Here is an 18158-nt window from a genome sequence, read left to right on the forward strand (position 1 = left end):
GTGACAGTGCCGCCGCCTGCGCGGCAGCGCCGGCAGACGCGATGCGGTTGGCACTTGCCGCCGCCGCTCCCTCCTATCATCGCTATACTGCCGGCGCATGGAGTCATCGTGACCGCGGAACCCCGAGTGCACAGCGCCACCACCTCACCGGGAGACATCACCCGGCGCGAGCTTTATTTCTTCAATCTCTACCGCTGCCTCGAGGCCGCGGTCTACGCCGGTCTCACGTTCAGCCCGTACGCCGGCGAGTGGGTCAAGGTCGCGCACCCGCTGCTCGGGCAGATCACCGCGATCGCGTACCTGATCATCACGGTCGGGCTGCTGCTCGGCACCGACCGCCTGCGCAGGCGCCTGACCGAGGGCATCAGCGCGGCTCTGTTCATCGACATTCTCGCCGCGTCGCTGATCCTGGTCGCGCTGGCCGGGCACAGCATTGTGCCGATGATGGCGCTGGTGAACGTCGGCATCGCCGCGCTGCTTCTGCCGCACCGCGCCTACATGTTCGCGGGGATCGCCTCGCTCGGCGTGCTCGCGCCGTACGCCTACGCGCGGCTGACCGATGCCGCGGCGGAAGTGCCTAACGCTGAAACCGCCGCGATCGTGGTCGCCTACTTCGTCGTCGCCGCGCTGCTGCGCTATCTGGGCGGGCACATGCGCGCGACCGAGGATCTCGCCGCGCAGCGCGGCGTGGATCTTCTCAATCTCGAACAGATCAACGACCTGATCATCCAGCGCATGAAGACCGGCGTGCTGCTGGTCGACGCGGCGAACCGCGTGCTGCGCATCAACGAATCGGCCTGGCACCTGATCGGCAATCCTTCGCCGAGCCAGCGCGAGCTCGGCACCATCGCGGCGGAGCTGTCGCGGCGGCTTTACCACTGGCGCCATTCCGGCAAGACCGACCAGACCGCGGTCGCGCTCGCGGCCGACGTGCCCGAGGTGATTCCGCGCTTCACGCGCCTCGCGCCGAACGACGACACCAACGTATTGATCTTCCTTGACGACACTTCGCTGCTGTCGCGGCGCGCCGAGGAACTCACGCTGTCCTCGCTCGGCCGGCTGTCGGCGTCGATCGCACACGAGATCCGCAACCCGCTCGCGGCGATCCGCTATTCGGCGCAGTTGCTCGCCGAGTCCAAGCTGAACGCGGAGGACAAGCGCCTCGTCGACATCATCAACAACCACTGCACGCGCGCGAACGACGTCGTCGAGAACATCCTGCAGCTGTCGCGGCGCGAACGCTCGCGGCCGGAGAGCATCGACCTCAATGCCTGGGTGCTCGCGTTCGTCGAGGACTACAAGCAGTCCAACGACCTCGGCGGCGACCACCTGCGCGCAGTCACGCAGAACCGGACGATCGAGGCGATGGTCGACCCGCAGCACCTGCAGCAGGTAGTCTGGAACCTCGTGCAGAACGCGCTCCGCTACGGCCGCCAGCCGAACCAGCCGGCGCGCGTCAGCGTGGTCGCGCGGCTCGCCGCGGAAAAGGGTCCGCCGCTGATCGAGATCATCGACCGCGGCCCCGGCATCCCGCCTAAGGTCGCCGCGCAGATCTTCGAGCCGTTCTACACGACCCATGAATACGGCACCGGCCTCGGCCTGTACCTGGCCAAGCAGATGAGCGAGGCGAGCCAGGCCTCGCTCGAATACGTGCCGGTCGCCGGCGGTGGCGCCTGCTTCCGCATCACGCTGACGCCGGCCGGCTCGCTGCTGGCGTCGCGGATCGCGGCGCAGCCGGGCTGATCGGCATCCCGCGACGCGACGCCGTGGCGCGCCACCCGACAATCCGAATCCTTTACCATGACGCGCATCACGTTCTACCCTTGAAGCTGCGACACGCAGGCCACCGGCCCCGACGGTAATGAGCAAGCAATACGCCCTGGTCATCGATGATGAGCGCGACATCCGCGAGCTGCTGACGCTGACGCTCGGCCGCATGGACCTGCTCGTCGAGACGGCAGCCACCGTCGCCGAAGCGCGCGAGCGTCTCGCCGGACGCCGCTACGCATTGTGCTTCACCGACATGCGCCTGCCCGACGGCTCCGGCCAGGAGGTCATCGCGCTGATCGCCGCGCAGTATCCGGAAACGCCGGTCGCGATGATCACCGCCTACGGCAACGTCGATGCGGCGGTGGATGCGCTCAAGGCCGGCGCGTTCGACTTCGTCTCCAAGCCCGTCGACATCAGCGTGCTGCGCCGCCTGGTGCAGACCGCGCTGAAATTGTCCGAGGAAAAGCGCAGCGAGCAGACCACCAGCGCCGGCAAGCTGATCGGCGATTCGGTGCCGATGAACGAACTGCGCGCCACGATTGCCAAAGTCGCGCGCAGCCAGGCGCCGGTCTACATCGCCGGCGAGTCCGGTGTCGGCAAGGAGCTGGTCGCGCGGCTGATCCACGAACTGGGGCCCCGCTCCGGCGCGCCGTTCGTGCCGGTCAACTGCGGCGCGATCCCGTCGGAACTCATGGAAAGCGAGTTCTTCGGTCACAAGAAAGGCAGCTTCACCGGCGCGGGCGCCGACAAGGACGGCCTGTTCCACGCCGCACAAGGCGGCACGCTGTTCCTCGACGAGGTCGCGGAACTGCCGATGCACATGCAGGTGAAACTGCTGCGCGTGATCCAGGAAAAGGCGGTGCGCCCGATCGGTGCGCGCGCCGAGATCGGCGTCGACGTGCGCATCCTCTCGGCCACGCACAAGAACCTCGCGCGCCTGGTCGAACTCGGCTCGTTCCGCCAGGACCTCTTCTACCGCATCAACGTGATCGAGCTGCGCGTGCCGCCGCTGCGCGACCGCCGCGAGGACATCCCGAAACTCGCCTCGCGCGTGCTCGAGCGCCTCGGCAAGGACAATGGCACGCCGCCCGCGCGGATCGAGCCGGACGCGCTGAAGGCGCTCTTGTCCTACGACTTCCCCGGCAACGTGCGCGAACTCGAGAACGTGCTGGAGCGCTCGGTCGCGCTCTGCGAGAACAACAGCATCGGCCTCGACGACCTGCGCCTCGCGCCGCGCGAACGCACCGCCAGCGCGGCCGCCGAGATCTGGGCCAACACGCCGACCGATTTCGGCGCGCCGCCGCCCCCGGTCACGACGCGGGCGACGCCGCCACAGGCGCGCGACGCCGACGACGACGAGGACGACGACTTCCCGAGCGACCTCGCCGCCGCTGTCGCCGAGACCGAACGCGCCGCGATCATGAAGGCGCTCGAAGCTACGCGCTGGAACCGCACCGCAGCCGCTAAGCAGCTCGGGCTGACCCTGCGGCAGTTGCGCTATCGGCTGGAGAAGCTCGGTATCGAGTGAGTCGCTGCCTGCCCGGCAGCATCGCCGCTGCCGCAGCTCCCACCAAGCCACACCTTTCTTTGTGGGGGCGCCGAAGGCGCCTCCCGAGAGCATTGCTGCGGATGCTGGAATCTCTGAATGCTGCATCCCGCTGGCGCGATTGGGTATATTCGCGCGCGCCGCAAATGACTTGGGTGCCGCATGTCTCGCTGGAAAGCCGCCGCAATCCATCTCTCGATCAGCGCAGTCATCGGCCTGGTCTCGGCCGCATTGATCTTCGGCGTCTGGTATCCGCCGCCCTACAGCCATGCCGCGGGCGCGGATCAACTGATTCTGCTGCTGCTAGGCGTGGATGTCGTGCTCGGCCCGTTGCTGACCTTCGTCGTGTTCCGCACCGGCAAGAGAGGGCTGCGTTTCGATCTTGCCGTAATCGCGTTGGCGCAGATCTGCGCGTTCACCTATGGCATGTCGGTCGTCGTGCGCGCGCGACCGGCGTTCATCGTGGGTGCCATCGATCGCTTCTCGCTGGTGACAGCCAATGACCTGACCGCGGTTGATCTCTCCAAGGCCAGCAAGCCCGAGTTCCGCTCGCCGCCATGGAGCGGCCCTCGTATTGTCGGCGCCGAACCGCCGACCGACATCGCGGCGCGCAACGATCTTACGTTCAGCGCAGCCGGCGGCAAGGACATTGACAAGTATCCGCAGTACTACGTCGACTATTCCACGGTCACTGCGCAACTACTGGCGCATGCAAAGCTATTGGATGGACTACGGCAGAAGCATCCTGATTCGATCCAGCAGCTCGACACCTGGCTACACGATCATCGACGCGACGCGGCCAGCGTGGTCTGGGTACCGATCAACGCGCGACGCGCGGCACTGACGATGCTGCTCGATCGCAGCACCGGCCAGACGCTGGATGCGTTGCCGATCGACCCCTGGTGACGAACCCATACAGCAGGAACGGCGAATGCAGGAGTATGCGTGAACGCGACGAAACGGCAGAACTGCCGTTTTACACAACGAAACTGCTCGGAAGGCAAAGCGCAGTGATGTGCTGAGTGCACTTGGTCCGAAGGGAGCGCGCCAGGCAAGATGGCGCGATTCGAGATGCCGCGCTTCTGATCTCTTCCTAAGCTCCATCCAGAAGCATCGCGGTCGCATCTGCTCCTGCACAAACAAAAGGCGACCGCAGCTTTCGGCTGTCATGGGCGCGCCAGAAGGTCCGATCTCTCCAGACTTCAACCGATAAGCACCGCGGCTGCCGCCGCTCCGATTGGACAAAACCCGGCGCTCGCCCAACAGCCCAAAGCTGTCACACCCTGACAATTTGCGCACGGCCTGATTTTCGACCTGAGAACCCCGTCTCAACCTCGAACACCCACTTCCAAAAACCCGCCACCCATCGGCTATTCTCGGCTTGGCACGGAAGCTGCTGTTGTAGACCCGCGAGCCGTCGATTGCCGGGAGCAGAATGCGATCGCGGAAGCGGGCCCGCCTGGCAAGGTTGGCGGCTCTAGGGGCAAACCGTTTCACCCATTACCAGAGGAATCATCATGAACAAGATTCAGAAGGGCTTCACGCTTATCGAGTTGATGATCGTCGTTGCTATCATCGCGATCCTGGCCGCGATCGCGCTGCCGGCCTACCAGGACTACATGGTCCGCGCCAAGCTGAGCGAAGTCTTCGTCGCCGGCGACGCTTGCAAGAATTCGGTCGTCGAGTTCTACGAGGGCCAGGGCCATCTGCCGCCGAACCTTTCGAGCGCCGGCTGCAACAACAACACGACCAAATACATCGCGTCCACGACCATGCCGGCCGCTGGCCAGATTATCGTCACGACTACCGCCGCCACCGACCTTTACGGCGCCGCCAGCCTTGCATACGGCCTGCTCCCGACGCCGGTCCCGGCGAACCCAGACGTGCTCCAGTGGACCTGCAACACTGCAGCCGGCACCACCTTCCCGGCGAAGTATGTGCCATCGCTCTGCCGCTGATCGACACTGCACTTGTTTGAACGGACGCCGCCTTCGGGCGGCGTCTTTTTTTTCCGCCCGCGCCGCTATCATCGTGCAACGCCCGCACCATCTCGGAATTCCACGATGAGCACGCTTTCGAGCCACCCGATCGACAGCCGCTGGTGGCTACTGGTCATTGGCGTTGTCTGCGTCCTCATCTATCTACCCGGACTAGACGGCAACTTCTTGTTCGACGACTTCCCGAATATCGTCTGGAATCCGGCAATACAGGCGATCCAGAAGGGTACCCCTGACTGGCTGGCAGTTGCTTTCCTGACTGGCGAGGGTCTGATGCGCCGCCCGATCAGCATGCTGTCGTTCGGCCTCAACGTGCGCGAATTCGGCATGAATCCGTTCGCGTTCAAGCTCGTGAACCTCATCATCCACCTGATGAACGGCACCTTGCTTTACGCGCTGAGCCGCCGCATCGCAGACCGGTTGGCCGCGCCGCAATGCAGCGGACCATCGAACGCGAGGGCGCTGGCCCTAATCGTCACCGGCCTATGGCTGCTGCACCCGCTGCTGGTGAGCAGCGTGCTCTACATCGTCCAGCGCATGAATCTCCTCGCGACCCTTTTCATTCTGATGGGTCTGCTCTGCTATGCCGATGGCAGGTTGCGCATGCTACGTGGCGAACGGAGCCTGCCGATGGCCATTGCGGGAATCTTCGTCTTCGGCCTGCTAGCAACGTTATGCAAGGAGAACGGTGCGTTGATCGTTGCATACGCGCTGGTGATTGAGTTTCTCTGCTTTCGTTTCGAAGCCCCTCCCCACGCGCGCCGGGTGATCTGCGGATTTTTCTGGTTGAGCGTCGCAATGCCGCTTGCGCTATTCGCTGCGTATCTGGCGCTGCATCCGGAATCGCTGATCTATATGCGCAACGGTTTCACGCTCTACACGCGCCTGCTGTCCGAAGCTCGAGTCGTGTGCGACTACCTCATCTGGATATTCGTCCCACTGCCCTCGTTCATGGGCATGTACCACGATGACATCTTGGTCTCGAGCGGCTTGTTCGCCCCGATCACGACCGCGATATCGATTGCGTTCCTGCTCGGACTCGCAGCGATCGCATGGCGCCTTCGCATGCACGTTCCCGCGCTCGCATTCGGTGTCGCCTGGTTCCTGATCGGCCATTCCATGGAGTCCACGATCTTTCCGCTCGAGCTCGTCTTCGAGCATCGCAACTACCTGCCGATGGCCGGCCTGCTGCTCGGCACTGTCTGCGCGCTGGCATCCGCGAGCGCGTCGCGATGGCCATCACCGCGGGTGTTCGCGGCGGTTAGCAGTGCAGCGGTCGTCGTCCTCGCGGGGATCACGGCGACGCGTGCGGACAGTTGGCGCAGCGCGCTATCTCTCGCCATGAGCGATGCGGTACATCACCCGATGTCATCGCGATCCCAGTATGAAGCCGGTCGTGCAATCGCGCTCGAAGGAGCGAACAATGGCAATCTTGAGACGGTCGCGCCGCATGCAGCGTCCTACTTGAAGCGGGCGGCGGAACTTGACCGCAATCAGGTGTTTCCCGCCGTGTCACTCATTCTACTCCGCGGCACCTCGAGCCCTGCGCCGCTTGTGGAAATTACTGACCTGGCGGACCGCCTCAAGAACGCGGCATCGAACGAACAAGCGAATCCGTTCCTCGATATGCTCGTCACAGCCTCGGAAGGCAAACTTTCGTTGACGGCCTCCGACATGTCGACATTGATCGAGGCGGCGCTGGCCAATCCGCGATGGCGCCCACAAGTGCGCGCTATGATGTTTAATGACTATGGTGCGTACATGTTCAACATCGCGCACAATCAACAGGCAGCAATTAGCCTTACCAATGCTGCGGCAGCGGCGGATCCGCGCAACCCTTACTTTGAACTCAATCTAGCCAAAATCGCATTAGCTGTCGGCCGCAAAGATATGGCGGTCGAGCACCTCGAGTCCGCTCGTCGTTTGAACAATGCTGCTCTTTATGACAGAGACATCGATGTTCTGCAGCAACAGATCGACCGCTGACGTCGGGGGCGGCCCAATGCAAGCGGATGCCGATTCTGTCGCTTCATTCGGCCCCGCTGAGATGTGGTGAAGCCCGCCAGTAACAGCCTGCAATGGCGCATGCACTGGACGAGCAATTGAAGTCGATTCGTGCAACGGGGCAGATGTTGTCTGGCATGCTAGGGCAACTCGCAGATTCATCGGACTGTCACCATGGCCACCACTTCCCACCAACTGCCCTTTCTCGTCTTCGGAGCTCCGGAAATCGGCGCTGATGAAATCCGCGAAGTCGAAGACTGCTTGCGTTCCGGCTGGCTGGGTACTGGACCTCGCGTAGCCCAATTCGAGCGCGACTTCGCCACCTACGCGGGTGTCGCCGCGAACCGCGTCGCGGCGCTCAACTCCTGCACTGCTGCATTGCATGTGGCCATGGTGGCCGCTTCACTGCCTCCGGGTAGCGAAGTCATCACTACGCCCCTCACGTTCTGCGCGACAGTTAACGCGATCCTGCATGCAGGGTTGACTCCTGTACTGGCGGACGTCGATCCATTGACTCAAAACATCGATCCTAACGAGATCGAAGCTGCTATCACGCCGCATACCCGAGCGATCCTGCCGGTGCACTTCGCCGGCCGACCGTGCGCTATGGATAAGATCATGGCCATCGCCGAAAAGCACGACCTCGTCGTAATCGAGGACTGCGCACATGCGATCGAAACAGAGTTCCATGGTCGCAAGGCCGGAACCTTCGGTGATTTCGGCTGCTTCAGCTTCTATGTAACCAAGAATGTGGTCACCGGTGAAGGTGGCATGATTCTCGGCCGCGACGAAAGCCTGGTCGCTCGGGCCAAGGTGCTGGCGCTGCACGGCATGAGCAAGGATGCTTGGCACCGCTTCGGCGATGCCGGCTACAAGCACTATCAGGTCGTTGAGTGCGGCTTCAAATACAACATGATGGATCTGCAAGCCGCTATCGGCATTCATCAATTGGCGCGCGTCGGAGCGAACTGGCATCGACGCAGGGCGATCTGGTCCCGCTACCAGGCCGCTTTTGCCAATCTGCCCATCGAATTGCCGGCCGAACCGGAAGCTGATACCCGCCACGCCTACCATCTCTACACGATCAAGGTCGACCGTGAGCGCTGCGGCATCGGGCGCGATGCGTTTCTCGATGGAATGACCGCGGCGCGAATCGGCGTGGGCGTCCACTATCTGTCCGTTCCTGAACATCCCTACTATCAGCAGCGTTTTGGCTGTCAGCCGCAAGGCTGGCCAAATGCGATGCAGATCGGACGACAAACGGTGAGTTTGCCCATATCGCCAAAACTCTGCGATGGAGATGTAGACCGAGTGATCGACGCAGTGCGCAGTTTGTGTCCGCAATGAAGCCTGCGATTGCGATGGTCGTTGTCCACGCGCCGTCGACCCATGGCGTCTGATGCATTCGTCGGCATGCGGGGCTTGGTTGCGCGACTGTGCTCGACCGGTACGCGTTGGCCCTGGTTGCGATCGGTGCTCAACGTGCTTCTGGTCGTCGTGGGGCTGCTTTTCGTGGCGTACGCCCTGCGCGGACAGGTCAACGAGCTCGCTTCGGAAGCAATCGCGATGCCGACCTGGATCTATCCTGTTGTCATACTGCTGGCAACTGCCACAGTTGTCCTGACAGCGGCGTTGCACTCCGTCGTCGTTTCGACCATTGCTACGCCCCCCCCCCCTCCTGCTCGCGTGCGGTATGCCTACGCTGCGAGCCAAGTCGCACGCTACGTGCCGGGGAAGGTGTTCGGCGTGATCCTGGAAACGCAATTGCTCGCGCCAGCGTTGGATCTTCGGCAGGTGATCTCAGCAACACTGGTGCAGACGCTATTGACCTACGCATGGGCAGGAATCGGCGCAACGATTGTGTTGTGTGCGCTGGCCACTCACTCGACCTGGATGCTCACTCTGATGGCTCCTGTGCTGGCATTGCTGTGGCTGACCCAGCGACGCCGGTGGCTGGAGCGCATCCTGAGTTCCTTGATGCCGAGATTGGGTTCCATCGACAAGCCGGTTGTTTCGATCGCTGTCGATCGACACCAGGCGTGGCGAGGCACCACGTTGTTGGCCGTCCAGTGGGTTCCGTTCTTCGCCATGTGGGTGCTCCTCTCCGATCCGGGGCACGGCATGTCTGCAGCGTGCTGGCTCGGAGCGAGCTACCTGCTCGCATCAATCGGTGGCTCGCTGCTGGTGCTGATACCGTCTGGACTGGTCGTGCGCGAAGCCGCCTTTTTGTGGCTCGGCGGACTTTATGGGCTGCCCGCTGCCTCACTCATGACTTGGGCCATTGTCGTCCGCCTCGCCCTGACGATTGCAGATGTACTGACGCTGCCGCTGCTATGGGCTGCTGCACAGAGACGGCCGCGCGAATGAGCCAATCCAAGAAAGAAGGAACCAGTCACGAATTTGACGCGGAATCGCACCTGAGATCGGATTGGGCCGCGCGACAGCACGCGCTCGGCAACGTGCCTCAAGCCGTGCTGCTGAGAAATCTGCCGCCTCGCCTCAATCTGCTGATCGACACCTGGCACCGATCGCTGCTGCGATGGTCGCTCGCTCCGCTTGAGCGTACGCGATCGACGTGGATCGCCGATCTGGGTTGCGGCTATGGCCGCGTGGTGAACGAGGTCAAGGCCATGGGTTTCGAGAACATCATCGGGTTGGACTACGAGGCCGGCTTCTGCCGCCAATACCAGTTAGATCACGGGCACGCGGTTCAGGGGTCAATTGCGCAACCTCCATTCGCGGCGGGCAGCCTGTCAGGTGCATACGCGATCACTGCATTTATGTATGTCGGGCTCGAGCGCGCGATTGACGGCATCGGGATGCTCGATGCAAGCCTGTCGCCCGGCGCGCGCATCCTAATATTGGAAGCCGGCGCAGAATTCAACGGCTTATCGAGATATATCTTTCGCCAAAAGCGAACTCAGTCGCTCGCGGTCAACGGATTCAGCCGCTCGGAACTCGGCAAAACGCTACTGCCTGACGGATGGCGAAAGATCGCCTCCGGAAGCAACGCCGGAATGACCATGCTGCTGCCCTTGCTGATGACCTTCCATCGATGGCCGCGTGTGTTCAACGCACTAGCAAAGGCGGCCATGCACCTTGACCGACCACGAGTTGGATTTCGTGACCGCGGAGTGCGGAGCTTTGGCCTTCACCGTTGGGTGCTGTGCGAGAAACCGTTCAACTCAGCACCGGCGAGATAAGGGCTTCCCAGGTGATTTCCAGAGCAGCCAGATGTAACCGGGAAACGCCCAATAGGCAGTACGTTGGATGAAGCGCGCCAGGGCAAGTTTGCGGACGGAAAACAGATATTCGGCTTCATATCTTGCGGGCTCATCAAGCACCCGGCTGGTGATGTCCTCAATCTCGAAACGCGCCACGAGGCGACGCAGTTGCAAGAACGTCATGTGCCGTTCGTAGTAATAATCGCCACGACCGAGCATGCGCAGGTAACGATGCGCCCAACTGACCGGAATCATCGAAAGCAGCGGCAACTTGTAATGCTGCTCGATCGGATTCAGCCGGTTCGTCGCCGCGAAGTAGCAAGCGCCACCTGGTTTGAGCACGCGCTCAATCTCGCTCATCAGCCGCATCGGGTCAGGCACATGCTCGTACACCTGCGCGCAGAGGACGATGTCGAAGCTGGCATCGGGGGCATCGATATTCATCGCGTCACCGACTTTGAAGACCAGATTGGATGCGACGTGGTTGCGCTGCGCGAACTGGACCGCCTTGGTGTCAATATCGATCCCGGTCAGCGAACCCACGTACGGTGCAAGCTCCGCGTCGATGATGCCGGTTGAGCATCCGACGTTGAGCACGCTGCTGCGGCTGAGCCTCTCGCCGAATGCTTCGGTCAGGATCAATCGCGTGGTAGTGGCCTTGCGCACGCGCCCTTCATCCGAATACATCTCGGCATGACTTTCGGCGAAGTCATGCTGGTAGCCGCGCTTGCTGTCAGACATCACACTGGTCCTGCTGGCGGTCGGGCAACAACCGCAGAATTTCTGGAACAACTACGGTGTTCATATCGAACCGTGACTCCATTCTGGACAACGCCTGCGAACAATGACATGGCGCTCTGTCCAAAGCGCCCCTCATGGCACGAGCAAATGCATCCGCGGTCACGTCGGAAGCCATGTGACCTATTCCGTGATCGATGATCAATCCGGGCAAGTCTCCCACAGGCATCGAAACCACAGGCAACTGCATCTTCATTGCATCGGAGAACACAACCGGAATGCTCTCGATGCGCGATGGCAGCAGTAGATAGTCCGCATCCGCCAGCGCGGCGGTCGCGTGCACGCGATCCAGGAATCCGCTCAGACGAACCGGGCGTTGTGCAGCCTCAAGCGCCTGTACGCGCTCACGAACGAGTGTTTCCATGGGGCCACCACCAGCAATGCGCACTTCAGAGATGCGCGTCCAATCATGGTCGTCCAGCAGCGCCAGCGCGTCGAGCAGCAGATCGATTCCCTTGTTCTGGTGCCAACGCCCGAGGAACAGAAATCGATACGGCGGAGTCGATGCCAGCGGTCGGGTGCGTTGCCCCTCGAGTCTCCGCGTGCTGGGAAGGAATGTGAATGGCCGTCCGCCAATACGAGTGGCGTCCTGGCCCAACTCCAAACCATCCGCGAACCGATTCGCTGCTCCGCGAATCACGCTGCGCAGCACCGTGCGCACGCCCGGAATCTTCCCAAGCGACCAGATATCGCTGCCCAGCGCCCAAACAGAATACGGCACACCGCTGGCGCGCGCCGCACTGCGGGCCCAATATCCGGATGGAAGTACCCACAAAGCGAAGATATGTGCTGTTGGGCCGGCTTCCACCGCTCGCCGGGTTGCCTGCGCTCCTTCGCGTAACACACGGATGGTTTCGCACGCCTCCAAGGGGCGCCATGGCTTGAGTGTCGACAGCGGCTTGGCAGGCGATGCGTAACGGAATACTTCGAAGCCCGGCGCCCATTCTTCACGAACCGATTGCTGCCCAGGGGCAACAACACGGATTGGCACGTGTTGCGCCAGATCTTCGGCCAGATCGCTGACAAATGATCCTGCCGCCTCGCTGCCGTCGCCATGGATCGGGAATGAGGTCGTCACTAGTACCAACGCAGGACGCAGACTCATGACTTGGTCGCAGCGAGCTGATAGCCAGCAGTTATGGCGTCCCACGATGGCAGGAGCCGCCCGGCCAACCAGGCGATCAAGTTCACCAAGGGGATCGCCACAATCACAAACGGCACAAGAAGCATACTAGGACTGCGCTGCTGGAAGGCTCGCAATGACATGCCGCCTAGTGCGAGACAGGCGATCAGGCCCGCACTTTCCGCTGAACCTTGCATCGGTGTCAGCGCGTCGACGCGCAGGCCGACTGCATTAATATCGCGGGTCAAGCCGTGAATGGTCAGCCGCTGGTAGTCGTGCGGAGCATCGTGGATCGGATAGAGAAAGGGCATGGACAACAGCAGACGGCCATTGGGTCGCAGGACGCGAGCGATTTCCTGCAGCGCCTCATGCGGCCGACGCAGGTGTTCCATGACTTCTAGAATCACGACCGTATCGACTGATGCATCCGCCAGTGGCAGCTGGCTAGCATCAGCGAACAGATCCGGCCGGGCACCATACATGTGCTTGCCCGTGGCAAGGTAGTCCAGGCCGATATAGTCGCTTCCTTGCGGCAGCTGTTGCTCGATCCAGCGATCGGCGCAGCCAATGTCCAGGATACGGCCATGCGCGACTTGAGCGACCCAGCGGCCGGTGACTTCATTGCCGCCGAGCAGCCATTGCGGGTGCAGAGGCGTCCGGCGCAGATAGTTGGCGATTCGCCGGATGGCCTCGGCTCGCATGCTCAGTTCTGGCCGCTCTTGCTATAGACCAGAGCCGTGATCTGCTCGGAAATCAACCCGATCAGGAACACGATCACCGCCGCACTGAATAGCAGCGTGCTCATGTTGGTGAAACGGTGATCGGTGATGAAGGTGTAGATGTAGTGTCCGAGCCCGAGCAGGAAGAATACGGCGCTGGTCGGCACGAACAACTTCAGTGGCGAATACAGCGTCGCGATCTTGAAGATGATCAGGAAGAATCGGATGCCGTCGCGCAATGGACGGATATGACTCTTGCCGACACGTTTTGCCACCGGTATCGGCTCGTAGGCGACCGCATAGGCGCTGCGGAAGAACGCCATCGTGATCGTGGTCGGGTACGAAAAGCCGTTCGGCAGCAAGTGCAGGAACTCGCGGAACTTGTCGGCGCGCACGGCACGGAAGCCCGAGGTCAGGTCGCGCACCGGGAAGTTCGTCATGCGGCTCGCCAGCCAGTTGTAGAGCGCGTTGGCGACGCCGCGGCTCACGCCGGCCTGGCCCGACCAGTCTCGCGCGCCAACGACCATGTCGAACCCTTCATCCAGGCGTTGCAGCAGCCGCTCGATCAGGCCCGGATCGTGCTGGCCATCCGCGTCCATGAAGACGAGCACATCACCGGTCGCCGCGCGCGCGCCGCGCTTGATCGCCGCGCCGTTGCCCATCGAATAGGGTTGGCGCACGACTTGCACCGAATTGCGTGTGCACAATGCCACGCTGTCGTCGGAGGAGCCGTCGTCGACGACGATGATCTCGGCGTCGGGCTGGGCCTGCCGAAGTCTGGGAAGCAGACCGGCCAAGGCCGCCGCCTCGTTCCTGGCCGGCAAGATGATGCTGAGCATGGCTACCCTGGCAGTAAAAGATTCTGTGTACTGGCTCCCTATACTGCCCGCAGGGAGTACATTCGGCAACGTATTTAGGGTAGATTCAGTCCTATTTACGAGGGGTTACACAGTATTCCTATGGCGACGCAGATGAATACGCCTCCGTTGGCGGGGCTTTCCGGCATCGCACGACGCCTCGTCGCGGATGGGGCATTGGCCGAAGCCGAGGCGCGCAAGGCGGCCGATGATGCGGCGCGGCAGAAAATCCCGATCGGAGCATGGCTAGTCGAGAACAGCCTCGTATCGAGCGGCCAGGTCGCGATGGCCGCGTCCGCCGAGTTCGGCATGCCGCTGCTCGACATCAACGCGCTGGACTTCAACCAGCTGCCGATGAAGCTGGTCCGCGAGGATCTGGTCACCAAGCACAAGGCGCTCCCGCTGTTCAAGCGCGGCAACCGGCTGTTCGTTGGCATCGCCGATCCGACCAATCTGCGCGCACTGGACGAGATCAAGTTCCAGTCGAACCATCTGATCGAGCCGATCCTGATTGACGAGGGCCAGCTCGATCGCGCGATCGAACTTGCGCTCAACGCGAGCGGGCCATCGATCACCGGGCTCGACGATGCGGAGGGCCTGGAGAACCTCGATCTCGGCGCGATCGACGACGACGGCGATTCTACCGGCGTTGATGCAAGCGGGACCGACGACGCGCCAGTCGTCAAGTTCGTCAACAAGGTGTTGGTCGATGCGATCAAGCGTGGCGCATCGGATATCCATTTCGAGCCCTACGAAACCGCGTATCGCGTGCGCTTCCGCATGGACGGCATGCTGCGCGCGGTCGCCGCACCGCCGCCGAAGCTGAATCCGCGTATTTCCTCGCGTCTGAAGGTGATGAGCGGCCTCGACATCGCTGAGAAGCGCGTGCCACAGGACGGCCGCATCAAGCTGAATCTGTCCAAGACCAAGTCGATCGACTTTCGCGTCAGCACCTGTCCGACCCTGTTCGGCGAGAAGATCGTGTTGCGTATCCTCGACGCCTCGGCAGCGAAGATGGGCATCGAGAAGCTTGGCTACGAGGACGACCAGAAGCAGCTGTTCCTGAGCGCCATCGAGAAACCGTACGGCATGGTGCTCGTGACCGGTCCGACCGGTTCGGGCAAGACCGTGTCGCTGTACACGGCGCTGAACATCCTCAACACCGAAGGGCGCAACATCTCGACGGTCGAGGATCCGGTCGAAATCCGGCTACCCGGCGTGAACCAGGTGCAGCAGAACGTGAAGCGCGGCATGACCTTTGCCGCTGCATTGCGCTCGTTCCTGCGCCAGGATCCGGATGTGATCATGGTCGGTGAGATCCGTGACCTCGAGACCGCCGAGATCGCGATCAAGGCCGCGCAGACCGGCCACATGGTGCTGTCGACGCTGCACACGAACGATGCCTCGCAGACCATCGCACGTCTGATGAACATGGGCATCGCGCCGTACAACATCACCTCGTCGGTCACCCTGGTGATCGCGCAGCGGCTCGCACGCCGCCTGCACGATTGCAAGAAACCGCTGCAACTGCCACCAGCCGCGCTGCTGGCTGAAGGGTTCACGCAGGCCGACATCGACGCCGGCATGCAGATCTTCGACGCAGTCGGCTGTTCCGGCTGCAACGATGGGTATAAAGGACGCACGGGCATTTATCAGGTCATGCCGATGAACGAGGCTATCCAGAAGATCGTCCTCGACGGCGGCAGCGCAATGAAGATCGCCGAGCAGGCCAAGCTGGACGGCGTCCGCGATCTGCGTGCGTCCGCCCTGCTCAAGGTCAAGCAGGGCGTCCTGAGCCTCGCCGAAATCAACCGTGTCACCAAGGACTAAGCCATGGCCACCGCAACCGCCGCCCTGAAGGCGAAAGCCGCGACGACCGAACTCGGCAAGCAGCGCGCCAAGATCAGCGAGATGCAGACCTTCGTCTGGGTCGGTATCGACAAGCGCGGCGTCAAGCTCAAGGGCGAGCAGGTCAGCAAGAATGCAGGCCTTGTCAAGGCGGATCTGCGCAAACAGGGCATCAACCCGCAAGCCGTAACGCTCAAGGCAAAACCGCTGTTTGGCAAGGCCGGCAAGAAGGTTTCCGGGCGCGACATCGCCGTGTTCAGCCGCCAGCTGGCGACCATGATGGCCGCCGGCGTGCCGATGGTTCAGGGCTTCGAAATTGTCGCGGGCGGCCAGAGCAATCCGCGCATGAAGGACATGCTGACGGACATCAAGACCGAGATCGAGGGCGGTTCGTCGCTGAACGAGGCGCTCGGGAAGTATCCTGTCCAGTTCGACGAACTGTTCCGCAACCTCGTGCGCGCCGGCGAGAGCGCGGGTGTGCTCGACACCGTGCTCGACACAATTGCGACCTACAAGGAAAACATCGAGAACATCAAGGGCAAGATCAAGAAGGCGATGTTCTATCCAGCAGCGGTGCTTTCAGTTGCAGTCATCGTCTCCTGCGTCCTGCTGATTTTCGTAATTCCTCAGTTCGAAACTGTGTTCAAGGGTCTCGGAGCAGACCTTCCCGCGTTTACGCAAATGCTGATCAACTTGTCGCGCTTCATGGTCTCTTACTGGTGGATGATGCTGCTGATCTTGGGTGGCACGTTCTTCAGTATCATAACGTTGTATAAACGCTCGGACCGTTTCGCGCATTTCATCGGACGCTCGCTGCTCAAGATTCCAGTCATCGGGCAGATCCTGCGCCAGTCAGCGATTGCGCGCTTTGCGCGCACGCTGGGTGTGACCTTCCGTGCCGGCGTGCCGCTGGTCGAGGCGCTGGACTCTGTCGCGAACGCGACCGGCAGCGTGGTCTATAACGACGGGGTCAAGCGCATCCGTGAGGATGTCGCGGTCGGCCACCAGCTGCAGCTTGCAATGCGCCAGACTAATCTGTTCCCGAATATGGTCGTGCAGATGGTCGCGATCGGCGAGGAGGCTGGTGCACTCGACAAAATGCTGTTCAAGATAGCTGAGTTCTACGAGACCGAGGTCAACAATGCAGTGGATGCACTGTCAAGCCTGCTCGAACCGATGATCATGGTCGTTATCGGCGTGATCGTCGGCAGCATGGTCATCGGCATGTACCTGCCGATCTTCAAGCTCGGTTCGGTTGTCGGCTGATCGGGCAGAGCACTATCGGGAGCGCCTGGAAGGCGCGTTGCGCTCCGCTCACAGTCCAGCGGAGGCATCACGTTTTCTTGGTGTTGTCCCGTTCCCGCAAATCCACGCCGAAGCGCTTTGCCGATGCCTGATCTCACTTGGCTGCATGAGCCCGCCCTGCTGATCCCGTTGACCGCACTGCTCGGCCTGCTGGTCGGCAGCTTCCTCAACGTCGTCATCCTGCGCCTGCCACGACGGCTAGAGCATGACTGGCGCAGCCAGGCGCGCGAGCTGCTCGGCGATGCGGTGATCAACGAACCGCTGCCGGACGCCGCGCCGCCAGACTTGGTCTTCACCGGCTCGCATTGCCCGCACTGCAAGCACGCGCTTTCCGCGTTCGACAACATCCCGCTTGTGAGCTGGCTCGCGTTGCGTGGGCGCTGCCGCTACTGCAAGGCGTCGATTTCTTGGCAGTACCCGCTGGTCGAGCTGTTGACAGCACTCGCTTCGGCGACGCTTTCGTGGAAGTTCGGCTTCGGTTGGCCGCTCGCGGCCGGGCTCGCGCTTACCTGGGTCCTGATCGCCGCATCCGGCATCGACGCCCGTACGCAACTGCTGCCGGACCAGCTCACCCTGCCCCTGCTCTGGCTTGGCCTGCTGCTCACACTGGTACCAGTGTTCGTCGCACCGTCGGCTGCAATCATCGGCGCCGCGATCGGCTATCTCAGCCTCTGGTCCGTGTTCTGGCTGTTCAAGCTGCTGACCGGCAAGGAAGGCATGGGCTATGGTGACTTCAAGCTACTCGCCGCGCTCGGTGCCTGGATGGGCGCGACAAGCCTGCTCCCGATCGTCCTGCTGTCGTCGCTGATCGGCGCCGTTGTCGGCGGCGCCGCGCTCGCACTGCGCGGCCAGGACCGCAGCACGCCGATTCCGTTCGGTCCGTTCATCGCCGCAGCCGGTTGGGTCTGGTTCGTGTTCGGCGACCGGCTCGGCGGGTTCTATGCCGGGCTGTTTGGGCTGCAATAGC

15 protein-coding genes are annotated in these 18158 nt (G+C 62.2%); 11 read left to right on the forward strand and 4 right to left on the reverse strand.

The annotated features are described in order from the left end of the window. Window positions 1-108 precede the first annotated feature (108 nt). The 8 genes from ABD002_RS09045 to ABD002_RS09080 all read left to right on the forward strand — a co-directional run bounded on the left by ABD002_RS09045 (window position 109) and on the right by ABD002_RS09080 (window position 10520). On the forward strand, window positions 109-1743 hold the full coding sequence (locus tag ABD002_RS09045) for a sensor histidine kinase (protein WP_343789806.1): 1635 nt from the start codon (window positions 109-111) through the stop codon (window positions 1741-1743). Window positions 1744-1861: 118 nt separating this feature from the next. Beyond that, window positions 1862-3298, forward strand: a complete 1437-nt coding sequence (locus ABD002_RS09050; protein ID WP_343789809.1) for a sigma-54-dependent transcriptional regulator — start codon at window positions 1862-1864, stop codon at window positions 3296-3298. A 180-nt stretch (window positions 3299-3478) separates the two neighbouring features. Next, window positions 3479-4222 (forward strand): TfpX/TfpZ family type IV pilin accessory protein, encoded by a 744-nt coding sequence (tfpZ, locus tag ABD002_RS09055; protein WP_343789811.1) that lies wholly within the window; start codon window positions 3479-3481, stop codon window positions 4220-4222. Between the two features lie 611 nt (window positions 4223-4833). Beyond that, window positions 4834-5274 (forward strand): pilin, encoded by a 441-nt coding sequence (locus ABD002_RS09060; RefSeq protein WP_343789813.1) that lies wholly within the window; start codon window positions 4834-4836, stop codon window positions 5272-5274. A gap of 105 nt (window positions 5275-5379) precedes the next feature. Then, complete coding sequence (locus ABD002_RS09065) at window positions 5380-7299, forward strand: DUF6056 family protein (protein WP_343789816.1); 1920 nt, start codon at window positions 5380-5382, stop codon at window positions 7297-7299. A 192-nt stretch (window positions 7300-7491) separates the two neighbouring features. Beyond that, the gene (locus ABD002_RS09070) at window positions 7492-8664 is read left to right on the forward strand and encodes a DegT/DnrJ/EryC1/StrS family aminotransferase (protein ID WP_343789818.1); all 1173 of its coding nucleotides are present in this window, start codon (window positions 7492-7494) and stop codon (window positions 8662-8664) included. Window positions 8665-8706: 42 nt separating this feature from the next. Further along, window positions 8707-9684 carry a hypothetical protein gene (locus ABD002_RS09075; protein WP_343789821.1) on the forward strand — a complete coding sequence of 326 codons (978 nt, stop codon included), beginning with the start codon at window positions 8707-8709 and terminating at the stop codon, window positions 9682-9684. Continuing rightward, entirely contained in the window at window positions 9681-10520 is an 840-nt protein-coding gene (locus ABD002_RS09080) for a class I SAM-dependent methyltransferase (RefSeq protein WP_343789824.1), read from the forward strand. Before ABD002_RS09075 ends, ABD002_RS09080 begins: the two co-directional genes overlap by 4 nt. Here ABD002_RS09080 and ABD002_RS09085 read toward each other — a convergent pair. The 4 genes from ABD002_RS09085 to ABD002_RS09100 are packed head-to-tail and all read right to left on the reverse strand — an operon-like array spanning window position 10503 to window position 14020. Beyond that, a complete protein-coding gene (locus ABD002_RS09085; RefSeq protein WP_343789827.1) occupies window positions 10503-11282 on the reverse strand; it encodes a class I SAM-dependent methyltransferase in 780 nt (259 codons plus the stop codon). The genes ABD002_RS09080 and ABD002_RS09085 overlap by 18 nt on opposite strands. Beyond that, the gene (locus ABD002_RS09090) at window positions 11275-12444 is read right to left on the reverse strand and encodes a glycosyltransferase (RefSeq protein WP_343789830.1); all 1170 of its coding nucleotides are present in this window, start codon (window positions 12442-12444) and stop codon (window positions 11275-11277) included. The genes ABD002_RS09085 and ABD002_RS09090 overlap by 8 nt, the downstream gene beginning before the upstream one ends. Beyond that, a complete protein-coding gene (locus tag ABD002_RS09095; protein ID WP_343789833.1) occupies window positions 12441-13163 on the reverse strand; it encodes a class I SAM-dependent methyltransferase in 723 nt (240 codons plus the stop codon). The genes ABD002_RS09090 and ABD002_RS09095 overlap by 4 nt, the downstream gene beginning before the upstream one ends. A gap of 2 nt (window positions 13164-13165) precedes the next feature. Beyond that, window positions 13166-14020 carry a glycosyltransferase family 2 protein gene (locus ABD002_RS09100; RefSeq protein ID WP_343789836.1) on the reverse strand — a complete coding sequence of 285 codons (855 nt, stop codon included), beginning with the start codon at window positions 14018-14020 and terminating at the stop codon, window positions 13166-13168. 132 nt (window positions 14021-14152) lie between these two features. Between ABD002_RS09100 and pilB the strand changes: the two genes are divergently transcribed. From pilB to ABD002_RS09115, 3 genes are all read left to right on the forward strand, one after another. Continuing rightward, window positions 14153-15868 (forward strand): type IV-A pilus assembly ATPase PilB, encoded by a 1716-nt coding sequence (gene pilB, locus ABD002_RS09105; protein WP_343789839.1) that lies wholly within the window; start codon window positions 14153-14155, stop codon window positions 15866-15868. Between the two features lie 3 nt (window positions 15869-15871). Then, window positions 15872-17152: a type II secretion system F family protein gene (locus tag ABD002_RS09110; protein ID WP_343789842.1), complete on the forward strand. Its 1281-nt coding sequence runs from the start codon at window positions 15872-15874 to the stop codon at window positions 17150-17152. A gap of 123 nt (window positions 17153-17275) precedes the next feature. After that, entirely contained in the window at window positions 17276-18157 is an 882-nt protein-coding gene (locus ABD002_RS09115) for a prepilin peptidase (protein WP_343789845.1), read from the forward strand. Window position 18158 lies beyond the last annotated feature (1 nt).

Source organism: Dokdonella soli (genome assembly GCF_039523175.1).
In the GTDB taxonomy this organism is placed as follows: Bacteria; Pseudomonadota; Gammaproteobacteria; order Xanthomonadales; family Rhodanobacteraceae; genus Dokdonella_A; species Dokdonella_A soli.